16 protein-coding genes are annotated in these 20519 nt (G+C 39.9%); 4 read left to right on the top strand and 12 right to left on the bottom strand.

Translation table 11 applies throughout. From position 1 onward, the window contains the following. Nucleotides 1–40: 40 nt before the first annotated feature. The 4 genes from AB1A65_RS09865 to AB1A65_RS09850 are packed head-to-tail and all read right to left on the bottom strand — an operon-like array spanning nucleotide 41 to nucleotide 5138. A complete protein-coding gene (locus AB1A65_RS09865; protein ID WP_366588423.1) occupies nucleotides 41–1453 on the bottom strand; it encodes a TolC family protein in 1413 nt (470 codons plus the stop codon). After that, complete coding sequence (locus AB1A65_RS09860) at nucleotides 1440–2786, bottom strand: HlyD family efflux transporter periplasmic adaptor subunit (RefSeq protein ID WP_366588421.1); 1347 nt, start codon at nucleotides 2784–2786, stop codon at nucleotides 1440–1442. The genes AB1A65_RS09865 and AB1A65_RS09860 overlap by 14 nt, the downstream gene beginning before the upstream one ends. A gap of 5 nt (nucleotides 2787–2791) precedes the next feature. After that, a complete protein-coding gene (locus AB1A65_RS09855; RefSeq protein ID WP_366588419.1) occupies nucleotides 2792–4459 on the bottom strand; it encodes an ATP-binding cassette domain-containing protein in 1668 nt (555 codons plus the stop codon). Beyond that, on the bottom strand, nucleotides 4452–5138 hold the full coding sequence (locus AB1A65_RS09850) for a TetR/AcrR family transcriptional regulator (RefSeq protein ID WP_366588417.1): 687 nt from the start codon (nucleotides 5136–5138) through the stop codon (nucleotides 4452–4454). Before AB1A65_RS09850 ends, AB1A65_RS09855 begins: the two co-directional genes overlap by 8 nt. A gap of 136 nt (nucleotides 5139–5274) precedes the next feature. Between AB1A65_RS09850 and AB1A65_RS09845 the strand changes: the two genes are divergently transcribed. Next, complete coding sequence (locus tag AB1A65_RS09845) at nucleotides 5275–5517, top strand: PAS domain-containing protein (RefSeq protein WP_366588415.1); 243 nt, start codon at nucleotides 5275–5277, stop codon at nucleotides 5515–5517. Nucleotides 5518–5611: 94 nt separating this feature from the next. Here the strand turns inward: AB1A65_RS09845 and AB1A65_RS09840 are convergent, their stop codons facing one another. From AB1A65_RS09840 to AB1A65_RS09805, 8 genes are all read right to left on the bottom strand, one after another. Then, nucleotides 5612–6376 (bottom strand): exodeoxyribonuclease III, encoded by a 765-nt coding sequence (locus AB1A65_RS09840; RefSeq protein ID WP_366588413.1) that lies wholly within the window; start codon nucleotides 6374–6376, stop codon nucleotides 5612–5614. Nucleotides 6377–6539: 163 nt separating this feature from the next. Next, a complete protein-coding gene (locus AB1A65_RS09835) occupies nucleotides 6540–6983 on the bottom strand; it encodes a hypothetical protein (RefSeq protein ID WP_366588411.1) in 444 nt (147 codons plus the stop codon). A 21-nt stretch (nucleotides 6984–7004) separates the two neighbouring features. Next, nucleotides 7005–7202 (bottom strand): hypothetical protein, encoded by a 198-nt coding sequence (locus AB1A65_RS09830; RefSeq protein WP_366588409.1) that lies wholly within the window; start codon nucleotides 7200–7202, stop codon nucleotides 7005–7007. A 25-nt stretch (nucleotides 7203–7227) separates the two neighbouring features. Continuing rightward, a complete protein-coding gene (locus AB1A65_RS09825; RefSeq protein ID WP_366588407.1) occupies nucleotides 7228–7647 on the bottom strand; it encodes a response regulator in 420 nt (139 codons plus the stop codon). Between the two features lie 3 nt (nucleotides 7648–7650). Then, nucleotides 7651–7929 (bottom strand): hypothetical protein, encoded by a 279-nt coding sequence (locus AB1A65_RS09820; RefSeq protein WP_366588405.1) that lies wholly within the window; start codon nucleotides 7927–7929, stop codon nucleotides 7651–7653. Nucleotides 7930–7934: 5 nt separating this feature from the next. Next, nucleotides 7935–8348, bottom strand: a complete 414-nt coding sequence (locus AB1A65_RS09815; RefSeq protein ID WP_366588403.1) for a hypothetical protein — start codon at nucleotides 8346–8348, stop codon at nucleotides 7935–7937. A 609-nt stretch (nucleotides 8349–8957) separates the two neighbouring features. Next, the gene (locus tag AB1A65_RS09810; protein ID WP_366588401.1) at nucleotides 8958–12512 is read right to left on the bottom strand and encodes a PAS domain S-box protein; all 3555 of its coding nucleotides are present in this window, start codon (nucleotides 12510–12512) and stop codon (nucleotides 8958–8960) included. Nucleotides 12513–13139: 627 nt separating this feature from the next. After that, a complete protein-coding gene (locus AB1A65_RS09805) occupies nucleotides 13140–14273 on the bottom strand; it encodes a response regulator (protein WP_366588399.1) in 1134 nt (377 codons plus the stop codon). Between the two features lie 186 nt (nucleotides 14274–14459). On the opposite strand from AB1A65_RS09805, the gene AB1A65_RS09800 reads away from it, so the two are divergent. From AB1A65_RS09800 to AB1A65_RS09790, 3 genes are read left to right on the top strand one after another with little or no spacing between them, the layout of a single operon-like run. Continuing rightward, nucleotides 14460–17549 carry a hypothetical protein gene (locus tag AB1A65_RS09800; RefSeq protein WP_366588397.1) on the top strand — a complete coding sequence of 1030 codons (3090 nt, stop codon included), beginning with the start codon at nucleotides 14460–14462 and terminating at the stop codon, nucleotides 17547–17549. Further along, nucleotides 17550–18770, top strand: coding sequence for a hypothetical protein (locus tag AB1A65_RS09795; RefSeq protein ID WP_366588395.1), 1221 nt, complete (start codon nucleotides 17550–17552; stop codon nucleotides 18768–18770). Then, a complete protein-coding gene (locus tag AB1A65_RS09790) occupies nucleotides 18767–20302 on the top strand; it encodes a DUF4434 domain-containing protein (protein WP_366588393.1) in 1536 nt (511 codons plus the stop codon). The genes AB1A65_RS09795 and AB1A65_RS09790 overlap by 4 nt, the downstream gene beginning before the upstream one ends. The last annotated feature ends 217 nt before the right edge of the window (nucleotides 20303–20519 follow it).

The raw sequence follows: 20519 nt of genomic DNA, 5'->3' as shown, positions 1-20519 counted from the left end.
TTTTAAATATAAACATTAAACATTTTTAACAAGGGTAATTCTATAGATTCTCAGGGTTAATGGCCAGGCTCTTAAACAACTTGGCTTTGGTATGAAAAAACTTGTTTTGCATTTCGTTTCGTTTTAGGAAGGCATCAATCAATTTACTTTCCCTGGAATTTATCAAAAACAAGGAACTCTCCCCAAAACTGAATTTTCTTTCTTCGGCCTCAAGCAAAGTACCGTAATCCCTCACTATATTGGCTATCAACGTATTCTGGGTAAGGTAGGAATCCAACTCCCTATATATGGCAATGACCTTGTTCTGAATTTCAATTTGGGCATTATCCCGCTCAAACTCGGCATCCCTTAATTTGAACTTGGCCAGTTTTAAATCACCTCTTTCTTTGCGTAAAAACAACGGAAAACGGAACGAAAGTCCTCCTTTATAATTTTCTGTGACCAAAGAATTGATCAATTCAGGTGTCTCGGTTATAAAATTGTACTCCACATCTAATTTTGGGAGCAACTTGTTTGCCTTAAGCCTTCGGTCCACCACAAGACCATCAATCTTAAAATCGAGTGAACGTATTTTAGGGTGGTTATCCAAGGTGAAACTGTCCAAAGGTTTTCCCAAAATTTCCAAGGTTGTATCTATTTCAGCATCAGCTTCCAAATTTGGCACCACATTGTCCTGCAATTCCACGGGCACATCATCAATCCATAAGAAATTGGACAACTCCAGGGACCTTTTCATCAGTTTCACCCTGGCTTGCTCCAAGCTCAACGCTCTATTTTCAACTGCTATTTTGGCTTCTACGGTATCAATTATGGCGATGTCTCCTGCCAAGGCACTGCTTTTTACACCCTGGAACCTGACCTCGGCATTTTGTAAAAAATCCTGAAAAACTTCAGCATCCCTGTAGGCCCGTAACCAATCAAAATAAGCTAAAGAGGCATTAAAGAGCACTTCATTCACCAATAAATCTTGGTCGGCTTTGGATTGCTCCCTAAAAAATTTGGCTTTTCGCAGCGTAGCCATGCGTTCGTTTATCCAAAATCCCTGTAAGACGGACATAGATACACCAGCACTGTACAAACCGTCTTCTGGAAGCGTTTCATCAGGGTTGATGTAAACGCCCTCACTTTGTTGATAATTTCCTTTGAGTTCAATCCCGAACCACGTTGGTATTTTAAAGGTAGTATTGAGTCGATCCCAATATTCGGTCTCCTTGAATTGCTTACGGTCATAATCCACTTCAACCTTAGGGTCAAACCCTCCCCTGGCCTTCATAAGATTGGCCTGACCAATGGGTATAGCAAGCTGGGCCTGCTTGGCAACCGGATGGTATTTTTTCACATATCCCAAATACTCTTTAAAGCCCAGGACCAAACTGTCTTGCTGGGCATGGGAAGCAAAGATGGTAAGGAAAAAAATCCAAATAAGGTGGTTAATCCTACTACTTTTTGGCATCGGCAGTTGAATTTTGGGGTTGGTAATAATTGGGAGGGAAACCGTTTAGCTGTCTCCATAATTCAAACCAAATAGGCACATCTTCCAGTAAAGCCATGGTACTCGCACCAGACCCTACTCTAATATCGGTCGGCCATTCTTCATCTTCCTCATCTGGGGCCAACAGGATACGATACTTCCCATTAGGACTTATGAAGGTTTCAATGGCCACAACTTCACCGCCAAAAGTACCGTAGGAAACATTAGGCCATCCACTGAAAATGATTGCAGGCCAGCCATCAAACTGAATCCGTACTTTTTCTCCTATGTGAATTAGGGGGAGGTCAATGGGCTCCACATAAGTCTCTACAGCCAAATCATAACTGGCTGGCATAATGCCCACAAGCCTATCTCCTTCTTTGAAGGTCTCCCCAATTCCGGATTGCAGGGCTTTATTGATGAAACCACTTTGGGGTGCCCTTATGAACTGTAGGCTATTCCGCATCTCATAGTTGGTGTACTCATTCTCCAATTTGGTGACTTGGGCCTCCGAATCGAACTGATTGGATTGGGCGGTGTACAGGTCGCTCCGCGCTTTGGAAATCTTATCGGTATACTCAGCTTGAACCCTTGTAATTTCAACTTGGGCATTGATTACATCATTTTTACTGGCCAATAATTTATTCTCTTGCGAAATGATTTTTGCTTGTGCCTCTTGAAGCTTCAATCGCTTCTCCTCCAAATCGGTCACTGCCTTTAAGCCTTCTTTTTCCAACTGCAATACCCGGTCATATTGCCGTTGTGCAATGGCAATATTGGTTTTAGCCGCTTCTAGATCAATACTGTCGCTCTTTACCTTAAGCTTGGTCTGCACCAACTTGTTTTTGGCTTGCTCCAATTTTAACTCTCGTTCTTGGGACAAGGCCTGAATCTGCGTTTGCAATGCTCCCACTTTTTCCTGATATGAGGTGACCGACATGGACTTTGCCTTGATTTGCTGTCCAGTCCGCTCTACCAATTTTGGGTCAAAGTATTCGCTTTTTACCTCAGAAATTTGAAGAATAGTATCACCTTTCTCCACAAAATCCCCTTCCCTGACGAACCATTTTTCAATACGGCCCGGAATTGGGGATTGAATGGTCTGGGGGCGCTGGTCTGGAGTCAAAGTAGTTAGATAACCCCTACCGGATATGGTCTGTGTCCAAGGTAGAAACAACACAATGAACCCTATAATAAAAAATACAGCCAAAAAGCGATTGAACTGTTTGTAGTGCCGCTTATGAAAGACCTTTCCAGCTTTGTACACCGTAATGTCTACCTTTTGGTTTAACCTGTTATGTGAGATATTGAGCATGGTTTCTAGCTTTCTTTAATCAATCTTCCGTTTTCAATGGCAATGGTTCGGTTGCAAAGACGCTCCCATTTTGGGTTTTCACTCACGATGACCAAAGCCCATCCATTGGAGGCATCGGTCAAAAATTCCATGATCTTATCGGCTTCCAATTCTGTAAACTGATCCAAGGGGTCTTTCAGAATTAAAAGTTTGGGTCTACGCACAATACTTCTCGCCAGTACAATTTTCTTGGATATGGTATATGGAATCTTTTTTCCTTCTGGGTATAAGGTTGTCTGGAGCCCTTTGGGTTGTTCTTTCACAAACTGGGTCAGCCCTGTTTTCTCAATGGCCCAGTATACATCTTCCATGGGAATTGATGTGTCACCAAAGGTGATGTTGTCCAACATGGTACCTTCAAAAGGGTATTCTTCAGTAAGGGATTGCCCCAAATAGGTTCTATAGTTATTAAGAAATATGCCCTTTAAATCAACATTGTTCACGTAAATTTTGCCTTCTGCGGGTTCTAAGATGCCTGCAATCAATCGAAGTAAGGTGGAGCGGCCAGACCCACTGGGGCCTTTTAGCAAAATAGAGCATTTTGGGGTGATGGTGAAGGATATATCATCCAAGATTTTCTTTTCTCTTCCCGGAACCTTGTATACTACATTTTGGAGTTCTATGGTCATTCCTTCATTTTCCTTGAACGGAGTTTCTCCTTCTTGGGGTTCCAATTCCTTGTCCACCACTTGACCCAATTTTTCGAGCGATGTCAATAGGTCATAAAAGGTTTCTAGTCCAGTAATGAGCTTTTCAACCGAATTGATGACCAAAAGGATAATAATCTCCGCGGCCACAAACTGACCAATGTTCATTTGTTGGTCCAGCACCAAAAGTCCACCGATCAACAGCAAACCTGCCGTTACCAAAACCTTAAATCCGATCATTTGAATGAATTGCAGTACAATTACCCTAAAATGACTTTCTCTGGCCTCCAGGTATTTATCCACAAGCTTATCATTCTTGTCCATGGCATGGGAGGTTTTTCCTGAAAGTTTGAAGCTAATGATGGACCGGGCAATTTCTTGAATCCAATGGGCCACTTTGTACTTGTTCTTGGATTCATCCAAACTGGTTTCGAGACCTCTTTGCGCGGTAAATTTGAACACCACATAAATCAACAATACCAAAAGTAGACCGTAAATGATGAAAAACGGATGGTAAAAAGAGAGCAGAATCAATCCAAAAATAATTTGGAGCAATGCTGCAGGGAAGTCGATCAGTATTTTGGATAAGGACTTTTGAATGGTGAGCGTATCAAAGAACCGATTGGCCAATTCCGGTGGATAGTAGTTGCTCAACTGACTCATCCGTATTTTTGGAAAACGGTACGCAAATTCAAAAGAAGAGCGAGTAAAAATTTTCTGCTGAACGTTTTCTATAATCCTAATCTGCATTAATTGCAATGCTCCGCCAAAAGCCACACCCAGAGTCACCAAAATTACCAGAACCACCCAAGAAGTACTTATCTGGGCGCCCTGAATCAGGTTAATGATAGCCTGTATTCCGAGAGGAAGGGATAGGTTTACCAATCCTGCAAATATTGCATAATAGAATACTTGAAAAATATCCTTTTTGTCCAAAGTGAGCATGCGAATCAATCGCTGCCATGTGGTTAAAATATCTTTACCCATTCGTCTCTAGGTTTAAAGTTCGGTCAATTAAATCTGTAAAGTATTCCAAGGGTGATACAGATTCATTACAGTTGGTTAGGGCAGGAAAATGTTCTTTTAGAAAATATTGATGCAAGGATCCCTCAAAAATTGTGCTGGCAAGGCTAATCGGGTAAGGGTATTCACGGTCTACTGCCTCAATCATTTCCGTGAGTCTATTGACCAATCGCTTATAGACCAAAAAGTAGCCTTCCTTGTTTTCTTTATCCACTTCCTTGGTGAGGTAGGATTTTGAATATTCATTAATTACGATTTTGTTTAAAATGACCTCATTGATATGTAAGAAAGTGGTGTCTTCTTCAACCTTCTGAGTGAGGATTTCAATGGCTCTCCTCAATTTCTTTTCATTATCTGAAATACCATAGGTAGCAAATACCATCCTGTACTCCAACCAACCCCAATACCACGAGGCCAGATAGAGTAAAAGTTTATGCTTGTTCTCAAAATACCGATAGATGGAACTTTCATTGGATTGAATTGCAGTTCCCAACTTTTTAAAAGTAAAGCTTTCAAATCCTATCTCATTAATCATCAATATACTATGCTCAACAATTTTCTTTCCTAACTCTGATGATTCAGGATCTTTTAAATATAGGTTTTCATTAATTCCCATACGCAGAGACTGCATTAATCTTTCCATTTTTATGTGCATTTTGAGATTAATCATCGCAAATATAAAAGTATTACTATTACACCATAATAGTTTAACTTTCAATTAACGGTTGGAGTCTTTATGTTGATTTGCTTAAAACCACTGAAAATATTCAATATGCAGGGTGCCTTGCGAAAATAAATTCAGCTTTTGTAGAGCTCTTGAGTATTCAGAAGAAGAGTTGCATTCTAAATTAATCTCTGAATTTATTTGTCATGAGAATAGGGAACGTGCTGCTGCACAAAGAGAAAAGTTGATTGAAAAAGTACTATTGGCCAGTTTTGAGAACCGCTATGTGTGTAAATCAGGAGACTTGGTTTGGCTGCATTGGACTTCAATACCAATGAGAAATGCACGATTGATCTAGACCATTTAGGTGGAGAGTGCGGTAAATGAGGGAACTACTATTACAATCAAATTCAAAGGATAATACCCAATTCCTGAGTACTGAATGATACTAATTATAAATTGATCTCAAGACCTATTGGGCAGTGGTCCGAACCATACACATCTGAAAAAATGCGCACGGATTCCACTTTGTCCATCAACTGTGGACTGATCAAAAAATAGTCAATTCGCCATCCCACATTTCTTTCCCTGGACTTGAATCTATAACTCCAATAGGTGTAGGCAACTTCATCAGGATGCAATTTGCGAAAGGAATCCACAAACCCCGAGTTCAAAAAATTGTCCATCCCATCTATCTCAACTTGGGTATAACCAGCGGTCTTATTGTAGTTTGATTTGTCATTCTTTAGGTCAATAGGCCTGTGGGCCACATTAAAATCTCCACAAGCAATAACCGGTTTACTGGCTTCCAGATTTTTGAGATACTTAAGGAAGTCCGCATCCCACGTTTTACGGTAGTCCAACCGGTCCAATTGTTGTCCGGAATTGGGAACATATACATTGACCAAAAAGAAATCATCATATTCTGCACATTGAATCCTTCCCTCGGCATCGTGCTCAGGAACACCCATATCATTTTTTACCGATACAGGGTGCCTTTTGCTCAATAGTGCCGTGCTGGAATATCCTTTTTTTTCTGCTGAATTTGAAAAAGCCACATAATCCTTTAAGTCTTCCAGCTCTTTCTCAGTTTCATGTTCCTGTGCTTTTGTCTCTTGAATACAAAGCACATCTGGATTGATTTTATCAATAGTTTCCGAAAAGCCTTTTTTGGCGATGGCACGGATTCCGTTTACATTCCAAGAAAGAATCAGCATAGGGTTCTCTTTAATTTGAATAGTTTTTAAAGATAAGTGATATGGAGGATTATCTCAGAAAATATTACAAATAGAAGAAATTTATCTTAAATGGGGCAGTTTGCATACAAACACGTTAAGTGTATTGTACTCCATCAATTTTATGATTCTTTGGTGCATAACTCTATATACCGCTGAGAACCGGAGTTTCCATCTGGAGGGAAGGATATAGACCACTATCCTGTGAAAGTGTGTTTTTATATTCTATCAAAGCCATCACCAATAGATTGTCACCTATATTTTGTAAATCATTTATCATGGGAGGTACTACTACATTCTGAGAAACGCATTCGCCTTTTTCAAACATCATCAGTGAAATTCTCCCATCAGAAAATCTAGTAATGGCCTCTCCCCCTGACAAGGAAATCAACTTAAAACTGTTCTTCATCAATCTAAAAGGTGTCCTTTCATAAGACTCGAGTATTATCAACCCTATTTTGACGTTCTTGGATTGGTAAATTCCATATTCACTAAAATCCACACAAGTTTGCAACTGATGGAGTTCGGCTAAATCCATCGTATTCCAGGAATCAAAATTTTCCTTTCTGCTTAATTCAACATATTTCATTGTACAAGGCGTTACCCATTACTACTTTCTATTTTGCTTGAAAATGTTCCAAAAAATATACACGGTTACTGAAATACATATGGGAACGAGAACCAAATCTGTTCGTATTAATTGGTCCTTTATGGAAGTGTCCAATCCATTAAAATCCATTATATGCATAGTAACCGTTAACCACATAATAACTACCAATACGAAAAGAAGACCATCTATGAGTTTCATGAACTATTGCGTTTGATATAACTATTTAATTTAAAGCGGGAATAAGATTCTCAAGAATCTTTTGAACTATCTCACAGGATAAAGGTTTACTTAAAAATCCTTGACATGCGATGTGTCTATCAGCATCAACTCTGTCCTTTACGTTGGTTGATGATGAAAGCATAAAGATCTTTGTCTTGGTTAAACTTTTGTTTTGCAACCTGCTGTATGCATCCAAAAATTCAAAACCACCCATTTCGGGCATATTAAGGTCCAGTAATATGATGTCTGGTAGGAAATGGTAATCTGAGCTGGTATGGATACTCAAAGAGCTTAGAAAATCCAATGCTTTTTTTGCTCTAATGAAGGTTAGGATTTCCACATCGCCCACTGTACGCTCAATAAACTTACGATTAACGAAGAGGTCAATTTCATTGTCATCAATCAGCATAAAGTTTAATCCCATGATTCAATGGTTTAATTTTTTCAATCTAATTTGGACTGCAATTCGTTTTGTGGTTTCCAACATCTTCAACACATAAAGATCCTTCGCTTTGGAGTTGAGCTTGCTCGTTCCACACTCAACTGGGGATCTCTTTTCAGTTTTATGCCGGCATTTTAAGGTAAACCGTTCATTTCCTTTATCATCTTCATCAATTCTTTCCCCTTTTAAGAAATCTGAAAAAACCAGTTCTCTTAACTTTTCATCCATTACTTCCTTTTTAAAAGGGTGAGGTTGTGTGGCCATGGCATTTACTTTTGAAGCTTTCTTGTTTTATATTCCAAACAATGTTCTTGGGCCTCCTCCATATCATTACATATAATAAAAGGAGTTTTGGTATGATAGATCCTTTTGTAGGATTGCACCAATAAACTGATTGAGAGGGAGTTTACAACATAGACCTCATATACGATATTAGATAGATTATTGAAGCTTTTTGCCAACAATAGGCCCGCTTCACTGGAAAAAGTACCTTTTACGTCACGTAGGTCAATCAAAAAAGGCATAGGAGTCCCTGTGGATAAATCCGCAATTGTATCAAGATACAGTTGGGCAGTCCTTGAATCCAACTGATGCTGGGAATTAAAATTGCGTATCTTTCCAAATAGGACCCCATTGCCCTTGGTCCAAAAAGTGGCATGTTTATGAATAATCATCTCTTCCATACGCCAATCACTTGCTGATTATCCGGACAACCCTTTTTGAAACTGCCAAAACTATGGTCCAGTGCTACTTTGGGATTACTGTACAATGTGTTCCAAAAGGCATTGCCCGTTGCAATACAATACATTGACAGTAGTATCCTCAAAGTATTGGACCTGACCAAAAATGATGTAGACAAGACTGAAAAATCTAACAACGATGGGGGGGATAAAATGGTAAACAGTCTAAAGGCTTCAAAATTTCCAACTTCCCTCAAATCAATCAACAAAGGGAGATATCTACCCTTTGACAAAGTCGCAATTCCACTTGCAAAAATTTTTGCGACATCATCTTCAAAAATTGCACCTTCACATTCCTTACTTATTGTACAATGAATGATATTAGAATCTATCCAAAATACAACTCCATCAATCTCAGTCATGCTTAAATCATTTGCAAAACACAAGACAATGGGTGTGCCAAATTAGATTTTATTTGACCAAATAAATTATAAATAATTGAATGTCAATATTTTAAATATATTTTTATACTGCAAGGTCATAAGTAGGGGTCACGGTATACCGTTTTTATAAAAGTAAGAAATAACTTACTTCGCGGTATTCCGTGGGCATTTACTTCTTTTTAATGCCCAATTTGGACATTTTATCTCGTAAAGTGCTTGGTTTTAAATCGAGTAGTGTAGATGCGCTATCAGGCCCTGAAATTTTCCAATTGCATTTCTCCAAAATACTGACAATATGGTTACGTTGGATGGCATCCAATGATAGATTATTGGATTTAATGGGCATTTTGGACTTTTGCATCTCAGATTCAAAGCCGGGAATCACCAACGTTTCACCATTGGACAGAATAGAGGCTCTTTCTATTAAATTCTCCAATTCCCTGATATTTCCAGGCCAATCATAGGACCTTAGTTTTTCCATGGCCTCATCCGAAACATATTTTATCTGCTTTGCATACTCCTTGTTAAACTTGTCCACAAAATGTTCCACCAATAATGGGATATCCTCTTTTCGTTGTCGCAAAGGAGGGATTTCAATGGGAAAAACATTAAGCCTGAAATACAAATCTTCACGAAATCTTTTCTTTTCTATTTCTTCTTTGAGATTTCTATTGGTAGCCGCAATGACCCTGACATCCAATTTTTTTGTTCCCATTCCGCCAACTACCTCAATCTCTCCCTCTTGTAAGAAACGTAAAATCTTGGGTTGCATGTCTAAGGGCAACTCCCCTATTTCATCCAAAAACAAAGTACCGCCATCAGCCAGTTCAAATTTTCCCACCTTATCGGTGAAAGCACCTGTAAAAGAACCCTTTTTGTGCCCGAACAACTCACTTTCTATAAGTTCGCGCGGTATGGCCGAACAATTCACTTTAATCAATGGTTTGGTGCTCCTGGCGCTAATATTGTGCACCGCTCTGGCCAAAAGTTCCTTACCTGTACCGGACTCTCCCAATAATAACACGGTGGCATTGGTCGCGGCTACTTTCTCTACTTCACTGAGTACATCACTGAACTGGGCACTACCGTACACCATTTCCTCAAAATTGAACACCAGGTCGAGCTCATTCCTTAGATAAGTGTTTTCCTGTTCCAATTGATCTCTTAGAACATTTAATTCTGCATTGGCTTTGGACAGTTCCTGATTGGAAAGAACAAGTTTATCTTCGGCCACTTTCCGCTCATGGCTCTCAACCATCATGGAAACTATGTTTGCAATGGAAGTGGCAAATTCCTGTTCATCCGCCGTCCAATCTCTCGTTTCGTCTCCCACATGTTCAAAACAAATAATTCCATAATAGCCACTTGTACTATTGATGAAAACATCCATCAGTGATTTTATGTTATTGGGAGACAAATAGTCTTTAGTGAACAATTTAGTGATACTATCGTTTTGGGCGTCCGTTACCCTTACAGTTTGATTTTTGTTCAAGGCCTCAAAATAGTTGGGGTTACCCTCTTTTTTTAGCAGCATTCCATGTGAATGTCCATCTTGATCCAAATCGTAAAGGTTTTCACAGTAAATCTCACTTTTGTCAGCATTGAAACTCCAAATACTTACACGCCCAACATTTAAGGTTACCGCGGCCAATTCTGTAATTTGATTTAGGGAGCGTTTAAAATTTTTACCGACAAGACCAGCCAATTTTAGAATAACGTCTTTTTTTTCTGAGGACTTTAAGGCACTTTCCTCCAGGGCTGCTTTCGCCTTTACCTCTTCAGATATGTCCTTCATGGTTCCGAAAAGGGCTATAACCTCACCCGTATCATCGGTTATATTTCCCGTTAAAAAGGTGGCCAAAAACTTTTCGCCATTCTTTCGAATAAACTCAAATTGGAACGACGGGGCCTCACCTCTAGCTACCTTTTGGTTGGTCTTGGTTATTGCTTCAAAATCTTCTGGTTTGACAAAAGGGTAAGGCAAATTGAGCCCTATGAGCTCTTCCCTGGAATAACCAAGAATATTACAGGTGGATTCATTTACCAAAATAATTTCACCCTTAAGATCTACAATGATAAGCCCCTCTTGCATGGACATGATGAGTTTATCTGTAAACTCTTTGGCCATTTTTAAATCCAGTTCGGCCTTTTTACGTTCAGTGGTATCAATGATCGTTGCAAAATAGGAATGGACATCTCCATTCGGACCTTGCATGAGGGAAACCATTACATCCACATTAAAGCGGCTTCCATCCTTGCGCATATAGACCGTCTCAAAATTGTCCAGTTGTTCTCCCCTTTCAATTTTTTCATGCCTTAAATTGGACTCATCCTCAATTTCCGGAGGGGAAAAGGGGTAAGGGCATTGTTTTCCAATCAATTCTTCCTCGGAAAAACCCGACATCTCGCAAAACGATGGGTTTACACTTGTTATTTCGGTCTCCAAATTAAACACCACCAGTCCTTCATGCATCGATTCAATAAGCCCTTCAGAATATTCCTTGGCCGCTCTTACCTCTAGTTCTGCATTTTTGCGTTGTGTAATGTCTCTAATAACACCAATCAAATACTTGTTCCCTTTTTCGTCAACAAACCGGGTTTTCTTGGTAGAAATAACTTTTGTTTTACCTCCTCGAACGGTAAGACTCTCTTCATTGACATTCTCGATTCCTGTTTCTATTACCTCCCTGTCAATTTTTAAAAAACTCTCCCTTTCTTCAGGTGTTACATCTTCAGCCAATGTCTTGCCCAAAATATCCTTTCGTGACAGTCCGAACATTTCACAAAAAGCATCGTTTGCCAACAATAATCGGCTTTGGTCATCTTTTACAAAGAGGGGATCACCAATGTTGTTTATAATGTTGTCCAAGTACTTTTTACTGTCCAGTAATAGCTCTTCAGTTCTTTTCTTTTCCGTTATGTCCGAAAAAAAGATGGTCAACCCTTCTTTGGAGGGGTAAAACCTATTTTCAAACCATTTATCTAAAGGAGAATAATAATGTTCGAGCTCTTGTTTTTTTTGTGTTTCAAAAGCCTTTATGGCCAAAGTATAAAACGGCATTTCAACCATATCGGGGAACTCTGTCCAAATATGTTTTCCAATCAAGTCCTCCGGTGTTCTACCCACAATGGCAGCAGTATTCTTATTGACATACGTATAGTGCCAATCCGTATCCAAAGAAACAATACCATCGCTAATGTTGTTTAGGGTAAAATCCAACTGGGAAACCAGTTCTTTCTCTTCTAGAAGGCTACTATACTTCCTTCTATAGTTTAAAATCGAAAATAAGTCTTGGTTTACGGAGGCATTCTGAATCGTATCAATTTTTCCGTGTGTGATATCCCTCAACAATCCTAGATGGGCAATTATATTTCCTTCCTTATTCTTAATACTCGATGAGAAAATTGATACGGGAAAGTGACCTCCATCCTTACGCATATGTATAGTCTCGTGTTCACCTCTAATGCCCTCTTTCAAGGTTTCTTTGAATCCCATTAAAAAATCCTTCTTGAGCTCATCTGGCCAAAACGGAAAAGGCGCTTCTGCCCCTATCAGTACTTCTTTTTCAAAACCGGTCAGTTCACAAAGTGCCGAATTGACAATTATTATTTTCCCGTTGGCATCCGTTATTAGCAGTCCTTCACTTATGGATTCTACATAGATATCGGAAAAGCCAAGGTCTAATTTTAATTTTTGAACCAGTGTCTTGTTAATTTCACCCATACGTAACCTGATGTACTCCCAAACTTGTAGATTGTAGAATTTTACGTGTTAATTTAAATATTTTTGGGGGAGCGAGCAATACTTTGCAATGAGCATATGCCTAAACAAAATGTATAGGAATCTGTCTGTAAACTTCCTTTCCCTATATCAACTGAGTTAATTTACTAAAAATTTTGTCTTCATCCAATGCTTGAGAGAAGCCCAAAACCGTCCAGTAAAAAAAGTGAGCGAAACTATGCTTTTTTAGCGAATTTAATGTGTGAATAACACATATCGACGTGAAATCAATATCTCCATATTGGAACGAATTGGATTTTCTGACTTGAGAAAGCATCAATTATTTAGATAGATCGATGCATTGATTGTTCAATTGCATGGTTGTTATACGCTGTTCAAAATGTATATGTAAAAAAGGCCTCAGCAAGATAACTTACTGAGACCTTTTAAGTACGGGTGATTGCAGAAGGATTCAAACCTCACACGCCAACCCTCAAGTATATTGACTTTTACCTTGCTGATGTTTTGTACTTACCAAACTACAGAATACTTCAAGTAATTGTATTTCGTGGATAGTAAATCCTTACATAAACCAGTAGTCTACAAAATACCAATTAGGGGTGCATCTACTTACTTATATTTTATCGATAACTGTCCCAACTGCCAAATAATTTTTATAGAATCCTTCATTGACAATTTTGAACCATCTGCATGAATCCATCTTTTTAAGGGTTGCTCGCAAATAAGCGAAGTTGCTTTTTCCTTTCCATACTTTTTCCCCATTCGTATAAAAATTTCCACATCGAACAACCATCTGGTTTTAAACGGTTTGTTAAATACATCCGAAACGGTATTTGGGCGCATTACCTTGGCACCACATTGCGTATCCTTAAAAGGCATTCCCAGAATTTTCTGAATAATCAGGTTTATGGTCTTACTGATGATTTTTCTAGCGGATTCTTTAGTGATATCGGCTCCCATTCTACTGATTCTGGAACCACTTACAATATCGAAGTTAGAACCTTCAATAGTACGAACCAGTTCATCGAAATCCGTAAAATCCGTGGAAAGGTCGGCGTCTAGATAACCTAGGTAATCAAACTGATCGTCTTGAGCCAAGTGTAACATTCCTTGACGCACTGCTTCCGCTTTTCCTCCATTCACTTTACAATCGTAAATACTGATGGCCTCTTCGTTCCCATTTCTTATTTCTTCCAACACCTCCAAGGTATTGTCGGTACTACCATCGTTCACAAAACAAAGGTGGTATCCAGGATGCTTTTTGGCAAAATCTTGAAATTCTTTCCCAGATAATCGTTCAGCTTCATTGTAGCAAGGTATCACCACCCCAACACAATGTTTTTGAATCAATTGTAATTCCTTTTTTACCGATTGTTTCTCCAAAATGGGAGGACCTATGGTTCTTTTTACCCTTGCGACCATCTCATCCAAACCGATGGGTTTTTTCATGTAATCGGCGATACCAAGCTCAAAACTGTTCAAGATTACTTCCTCGTCATTATTTCCAGACATTACCATAATCGGAACGTTCATGTCAATATCCTTAAGTTGGTCAATCACTTCCAAACCGGTCATCTCAGGCATGTTCATATCCATAATGACCAAATTTGGCTGGAACTCTTTAAAGATTTCAATCCCTTCTTGTCCAGTAGTGGCAGTCTTTACCAAGTATCCAATCTCTTTAAGTTTTCTCTGTACGGATAGCAGTATTAATTGCTGGTCGTCTATTGCTAAAATTTTCATAGGTTAAGATTTAGGTTTTTGAATAATTTCTGAAGCAAATCTATAACTAGTTGACGTTTTAGATTGGCGAAAAAAGTTGGAAATCAAGTAAGTGTAGACGAATGGTAAAATTGAGCCGATGGATAGTCTATTGGTTTTTCGACAATATTTCGACCTTTATACTGTTATATTTTCTGACAGATATCAATGCAAAAACAAACCAACATAACACTGGCCATTGCGTTAGTTTTTGGGCTTATTTTTCATGGGGCGAATATCTTTTTCACTTTAGAATCCACCTATGATGCGCTCATACACCTATTCTTTGCCGACCACTACGCAAACAGCTGGTTCGAGCCATGGGATTATCGCTGGTACACCGGATTTACGGTACAAGGCTATCCTCCTTTGGTTCACCAATGTATGGCATTGCTCTCCTATGTAGGAGGGTTAAAGTTCGGATTGTTTACCATGGCTCTGTTTATCATTGCTTTGTTCATCACCGGAGCATACCGTTTTGCCTTGGTCATTACGGCCAATCGTAAAATTGCAGGATACACTGCCCTGCTTGCGGCATTTTCTTCCATGTTTTTGGAAACCTTGCACATTTTCGGACAATTGCCCAGTTTAATGGGGATTTCCATTTTAATGCATGCCCTACCAGAAATCTATATGTGGATAAAGACCGGTAGAAGGTGTAAATTGGTCTCCTCCTTATCCATGATTGCGGTTACTGTAACCTCCCATCATGTGACCCCAATTTTTGGTATGGTATTTTTTATTTTTCCATTGATAGGGTTGGTAATTATGGACGCCTGTAAGGAAGCTGTGGGCATCAACACCAAAATCACCTTCAAGGTTTTTTTGCAACAGTTCAAGAGATTGTTTTGGCGCATTGTTGTATTTGGTGGCGGTTCTTTAGTCGCCATTGTAGGCTGTATATTGCCCTATTGGGTCAATTCCAAGAAAAATCCGATCACACAGGTTCCGATTCCGCATGGATCTCGCGATAATTTTCTGGAGGTAACCTCTTCGGGCTTGGTCTTTTTTCTCATCCCTTGGGGAGTACTCCTTTTTATATTGCCTTATCTTTTTTATCGATTCTACAGTAAACGATTATTGTTTTTTGGATTGTCCTTTTCCATGCTGACCCTATTGGGTACCGGAGGCACTACGCCCTGGCCCAAAATGTTGTTGGGAGATACTGCGTTCAATATTCTTACGTTGGATAGATTTACACTTTGGGCCACCATAATGGCGCTGCCCATTTTTGGCGAATTTGTTTTTAGATTGGTAGAAGGTGACTTTAGACAACAATTGATAAAAGCCTTTAAAAAACCACTACATTATGTTTTGGCCGGTGGATTGGGCATCAGTTTTATTGCCATGGCCATTTTTACCATGAGCTTAAATTATTTTAGGCCCTCCCAGCCACAGAAAATAAACATGCTGCCCATTGTTAATTTTCTAAATCAAGATGAGCACGATAGATGGCGCTATTTACCGCTCGGTTTTGGGGATCAAATGGCCTGGCTGTCCGCACAGACCAATGCCATGACGGTGGATGGCAACTATCATTCTGCACGAAGGTTGCCCGAATTGACCACTAGGGCCATTGAACGGTTGGAAAATTCAAAGTTCAGGGGTGTGGAGGGCATTGGTTCCCTACAGCAATTTTTGACCGTACCTGAAAAATACAATCTGAAATACATTTTTTCCAACGATAAGTTTTACGACCCCATTCTCTATTTCTGTGGATGGCAGCGCCTACAACAATTGGAGAACGGCATTATGGTCTGGGAGCGTCTCAACATCTCCCCTTTGCCCAAGGTAATTCCCAAAGATGATGTACCCAATTTCTTGAAACTGATGTGGGGACTGATTCCTGTAGGGACTTTGATTCTGGCGTTTATCATCAATATTCAAATTCCGTGGTACTGGAAGCTTAAGGGAAAAGCTGCCCCGGTGGACGATTATTTTCATCACGCACCTAAATACAATGGGATTTCCTCAGGACTTTCCTTTGTAAATGGAGTTTGGGCCATTGGTATTATCGGTATCTTCCTTTTTGGCATCTATCATTTTTATTTGGACAATGCTACCCAAATAAGCGCTAAAAATGTAGTAAAAGCCTATTATGATGCCTTGGATTTTAAAGAATTTGAAAGAGCACATTCCTATTTAGACCCAGAAGAAGAAGTAAGTCTTTCTCAATATATGTTGGAAGTTTCGGTTACCGACGGCCTATTGAGTTCCTACGCCAAATTGGACGCAATCGGCATCACTGAAACCAAAGTATCTGAAAATTATGTAGAAATGGAAGTGGCCACCAAATGGATCACGCCTTTGGAGAAAGTGGCCCGCAATTATCAACACACGGTCGTTAAAAAGAACGGACAGTGGTACATCAAACCCAAAAAAGTGGACAACGATATTCCGCCCAACCAATTGATCACGTCCAACCAAACCCAATATTACAATCACGGTCGTAGACGGATAACCACACAGCAAACCTACCATGAGGATATCCTTCGACAACCTATTTTAGAGGTATTGTCGGCAAAATTGGTAAAATATAAGGGCAGTTACAGTATTGTTGGAGAGCTTCAGAATATCGATAATGTACCTGCGGATGTCTCCATAAAAGGCACGCTGTACAATAAAAACGACAAGGAATTGGCACAGCACGATGTAAAATTCCATGCCAAACACAAGCTAATGCCAAAGGAAACCACTTCTTTCCGAATAGATTTTGAAGGTATTGCGTGGTCGTCCACAAAGGATACCCTGCCCCCAACTTTTGATCCCGACCAATTTACCCCGATCAGCCTGGAAGAGCAACCTGTTACGTTTGACCTGCAATGTGCCGGCAACGTGGCCACTTCTGATCTATACAAATCAGTGGCCTTGCAAAACTGGCACTTGGACCAAAACCTATTAACGGGGACATTATTTAATTACGGTACCCAAGAGGTGACCATACCTCAAATTTTGACCTCCTACTATTCGGACCAAGGCGATATTTTGTGGGTAGATCATCATTTTACATTGGATGGCATCCGTATCCAACGGAAACAGACCTTCGAAATTCCTATGTTGGACTTGAACGAAATCGAGGTGATTGCAGAGGGTTTGGAAAACTGTTACGTGAATGGAACACCCAACGCTGAAATCACCAACAATTATTTTTCGGATAGAAACGAAGCGGTTAAATGGGAAATGATGCGTCCATACAACGGAGAAGGTTACCATTATTTTAAAGTGGAGTTGAACAATTATATCGGTAATCCCAAATAAATGAAATTTTGGCAATACATAGGGTTAGTATGTTTAGGAGCAATCAGTTGCTCCAAACCTGTTGATGCCAATTTTGGAAAAACGGTAGAGGCCATTCAAATCACAACTACCCAAAAGGAGTTTATAGCCGGCGAGACCATTACCCTTCAGTTTGATGGAGAAAAAGAGAACCAGCTCCTATTGATTCAAAATGGTTGGGGCACTATAGCCATCCCTGCGGATAGCACTCAAACCTCATTAACATTTTCGCTTCCAGCAACTGTTGCCCAAAAAAGCGGGTGGGTGCAATGGAAATTAATTAGCAATGAAACGATAACCGCTACAGGTGACTTTTTCATAAGACCTAGTACTACCTTGGCCATGTCCATGGAAACCTATTTGGGACCGACCAGCATTTTTGCGGATAAAAAAGACCAAGCCATGATCGTATCTTTGCCGCAGGACAAGTTTGGGAACCCTATGCCAGATAGTACTCAAATCACACTAACGGAAAAGTTCAAGTCCGATCAAAAAAGCACCATCACATCGGTACAGTATATGATTTCTTTCGCCTATGTTGGGAATAAATCAACCGTAGGCGAACTTTTTATAGGGTCTCGTCTAGAAAATCAAATATCCAAAGAGTTTACAGTGAGCGTTCTGCCCACTAAAGCTGCTGATTTCGCTATCAATTTTGAAAGACAGCATAGCTATGCGGATGGTAATCAGATAGTTTCCTTTACCACCTCAACCATTAGAGATCAAAACAATAATATTGTTGCCGATGGAACCTTGGTCAATTTTGTGGTCGAGGATGCCTCTGGCAATAGTTTACAGACGTACGGCACTACCTTGAACGGTGTTGTAACAGGCAAAATGCTCCATCCCGAGGTGGCAACGGAGTGGAAGGTAAAAGCACATATCAGCGGACTATCACAAAGCAATAGCCTAACATTGAATTTTGATGCAGCCGTAATGGATTATATGGTGGATAGCTCGAAAGATGGCCGATTCATAAGCGTTGGACCTATTCTTAGTTATATGGGCCAATGGGTTCCCGATGGTATGGGCATCCAATTGGAAATGCAAGATTCAGATGGGAAGTCAGTACTGACTTTAAGTAGTACCACAAGAAAAGGAATGGGAACATTTGAACTTCCCGAAGGGATAAATGCGAATACCCACAAGGGATTTGTAATTGTAGCAGGAATTAAAAAATCGGTTAACCATAAAACTGAATGATGGCTCGGAAAAACCTATACAGATCCTTGCTCTTATTGAGCTTTTTGGCCTTAAATGCAGGTATCATCTATGGTTTGGCGGCCGCTTGGAGTTTTCTGAACACTGGGGCGGACAAGTCTTCCATTCTTCATATTGGCGGTGCTATAGAAAAAGCATATCAACCCAAAATCGTATGGACAACCAATGGGCAACGTGGCAGAAAAATATCCCAACAGGCCCTAAGCGAACTCGAAAAAGACTATATCAATGCTTGGTATGTAAAAAATATTGCCTTATCAACTTTTGACGTACTTGGAATTGAAGATTACTACACCGAAGACGCCAGAGAAGATCTCAAACAATTGATCAAAAACAATCTGGACAATCAAGTTCGGATAGAAGCCACTACCCTATCTCACCATCCTCGATTGGAGTTTTATAGTTTGGATGGAAAATTGGCCATGCTTACCGATAACCATGTGGTTCAGGTTGAAAAAATATTTGCTAACGGGCAATTCCTGCAGCAACAAAAATCCACACATAGTTATCAAGTAATTTTAATGTTGGAAGATGGTTTTTGGCGGGTTCGGCAAATGGTTAAAATTCAAAATCCACCTGAAGCCCAAGCACAAAGGGAAGAGGTTTCATTCAATGTGAACTCATTAAAGGGAATCAACTATTATCCAAAGGATAACCCATGGGATATGTTCGGGAAGAATTTTGACAGCGAGGCCATCAATGCTGATTTTGAAACCATAACATCCCTAGGTTTAAATTCCGTTCGGGTATTTGTTCCCTACGAAACATTCGGGGCTGCTTCTGTAAAAACTGAATATCTTGACCAGCTTGAAGAATTGTTAAACTTGGCACAGCAAAACAACCTGAAAGTTTTGGTCACCCTATTCGATTTTTATGGGAATTATGAGCTAATGGACTGGACCCTGACGCACCGACACGCCGAAACCGTAGTTTCCCGATTCCAAAATCATGAAGCTTTGTTGGGATGGGACCTAAAAAACGAACCTGACCTTGATTTTGACAGTCGTGGCAAGGAAAATGTACTGGGTTGGCTTTCGGAAATGGCACAACTCATTAAAAAAAAGGATAGCATACACCCTATTACCATTGGATGGTTTGCCCCCGAAGCGGCCATGAACTTGGTCGATCAAGTGGATTTTGTTTCTTTCCATTATTACGAGGAAGCTAAAAATCTAAAAGAGCGAATCGCTGCCTTGAAAGAAGCGGTTGGGGAAAAGCCCATGGTTTTGGAAGAATACGGAAAATCGAGTTACAGCGGTGTTTGGAATTTGTTTTCCAACTCAAAAGAAGCTCAAGCCAATTATTTGGCTGAATTACAAATTGTTTTGGAAGAGGAGCAGCTTCCTTCCTTTATTTGGACCCTACACGATTTTGAAACCGTGCCAACACAAGTGGTAGGTAGAAAACCCTGGCGAAAAGCACCACAAAAGCATTTTGGCCTATTAGATACGGATGGTGAGAAGAAACCTGCTTATCATACGGTCATAAAAAAAGAAAAGGGGACAACTAACTAAAGTTATCCCCCCTTTCATACTTAGCCTAAAAACTTATGCGATTTCCTAAATCCGTGTCAGGTCGAGCGCAGTCGAGACCTACTTGCAAGGTCAAAACAACCAAGACTTCTCGACTGCGCTCGAAGTGACAGCAGTTTATATTTTCATAATGAGTAGTAACCCGTCTATCATACGGTCATAAAAAAAGAAAAAGGGACAACTAACTAAAGTTATCCCC

Origin of the sequence: Allomuricauda sp. ANG21 (assembly GCF_040705235.1) — a bacterium.
GTDB classification, from domain to species: Bacteria; Bacteroidota; Bacteroidia; order Flavobacteriales; family Flavobacteriaceae; genus Flagellimonas; species Flagellimonas marina.
Note: the sequence above shows the minus strand (reverse complement) of the source record. Positions and strands in the feature narration are given on the sequence as shown.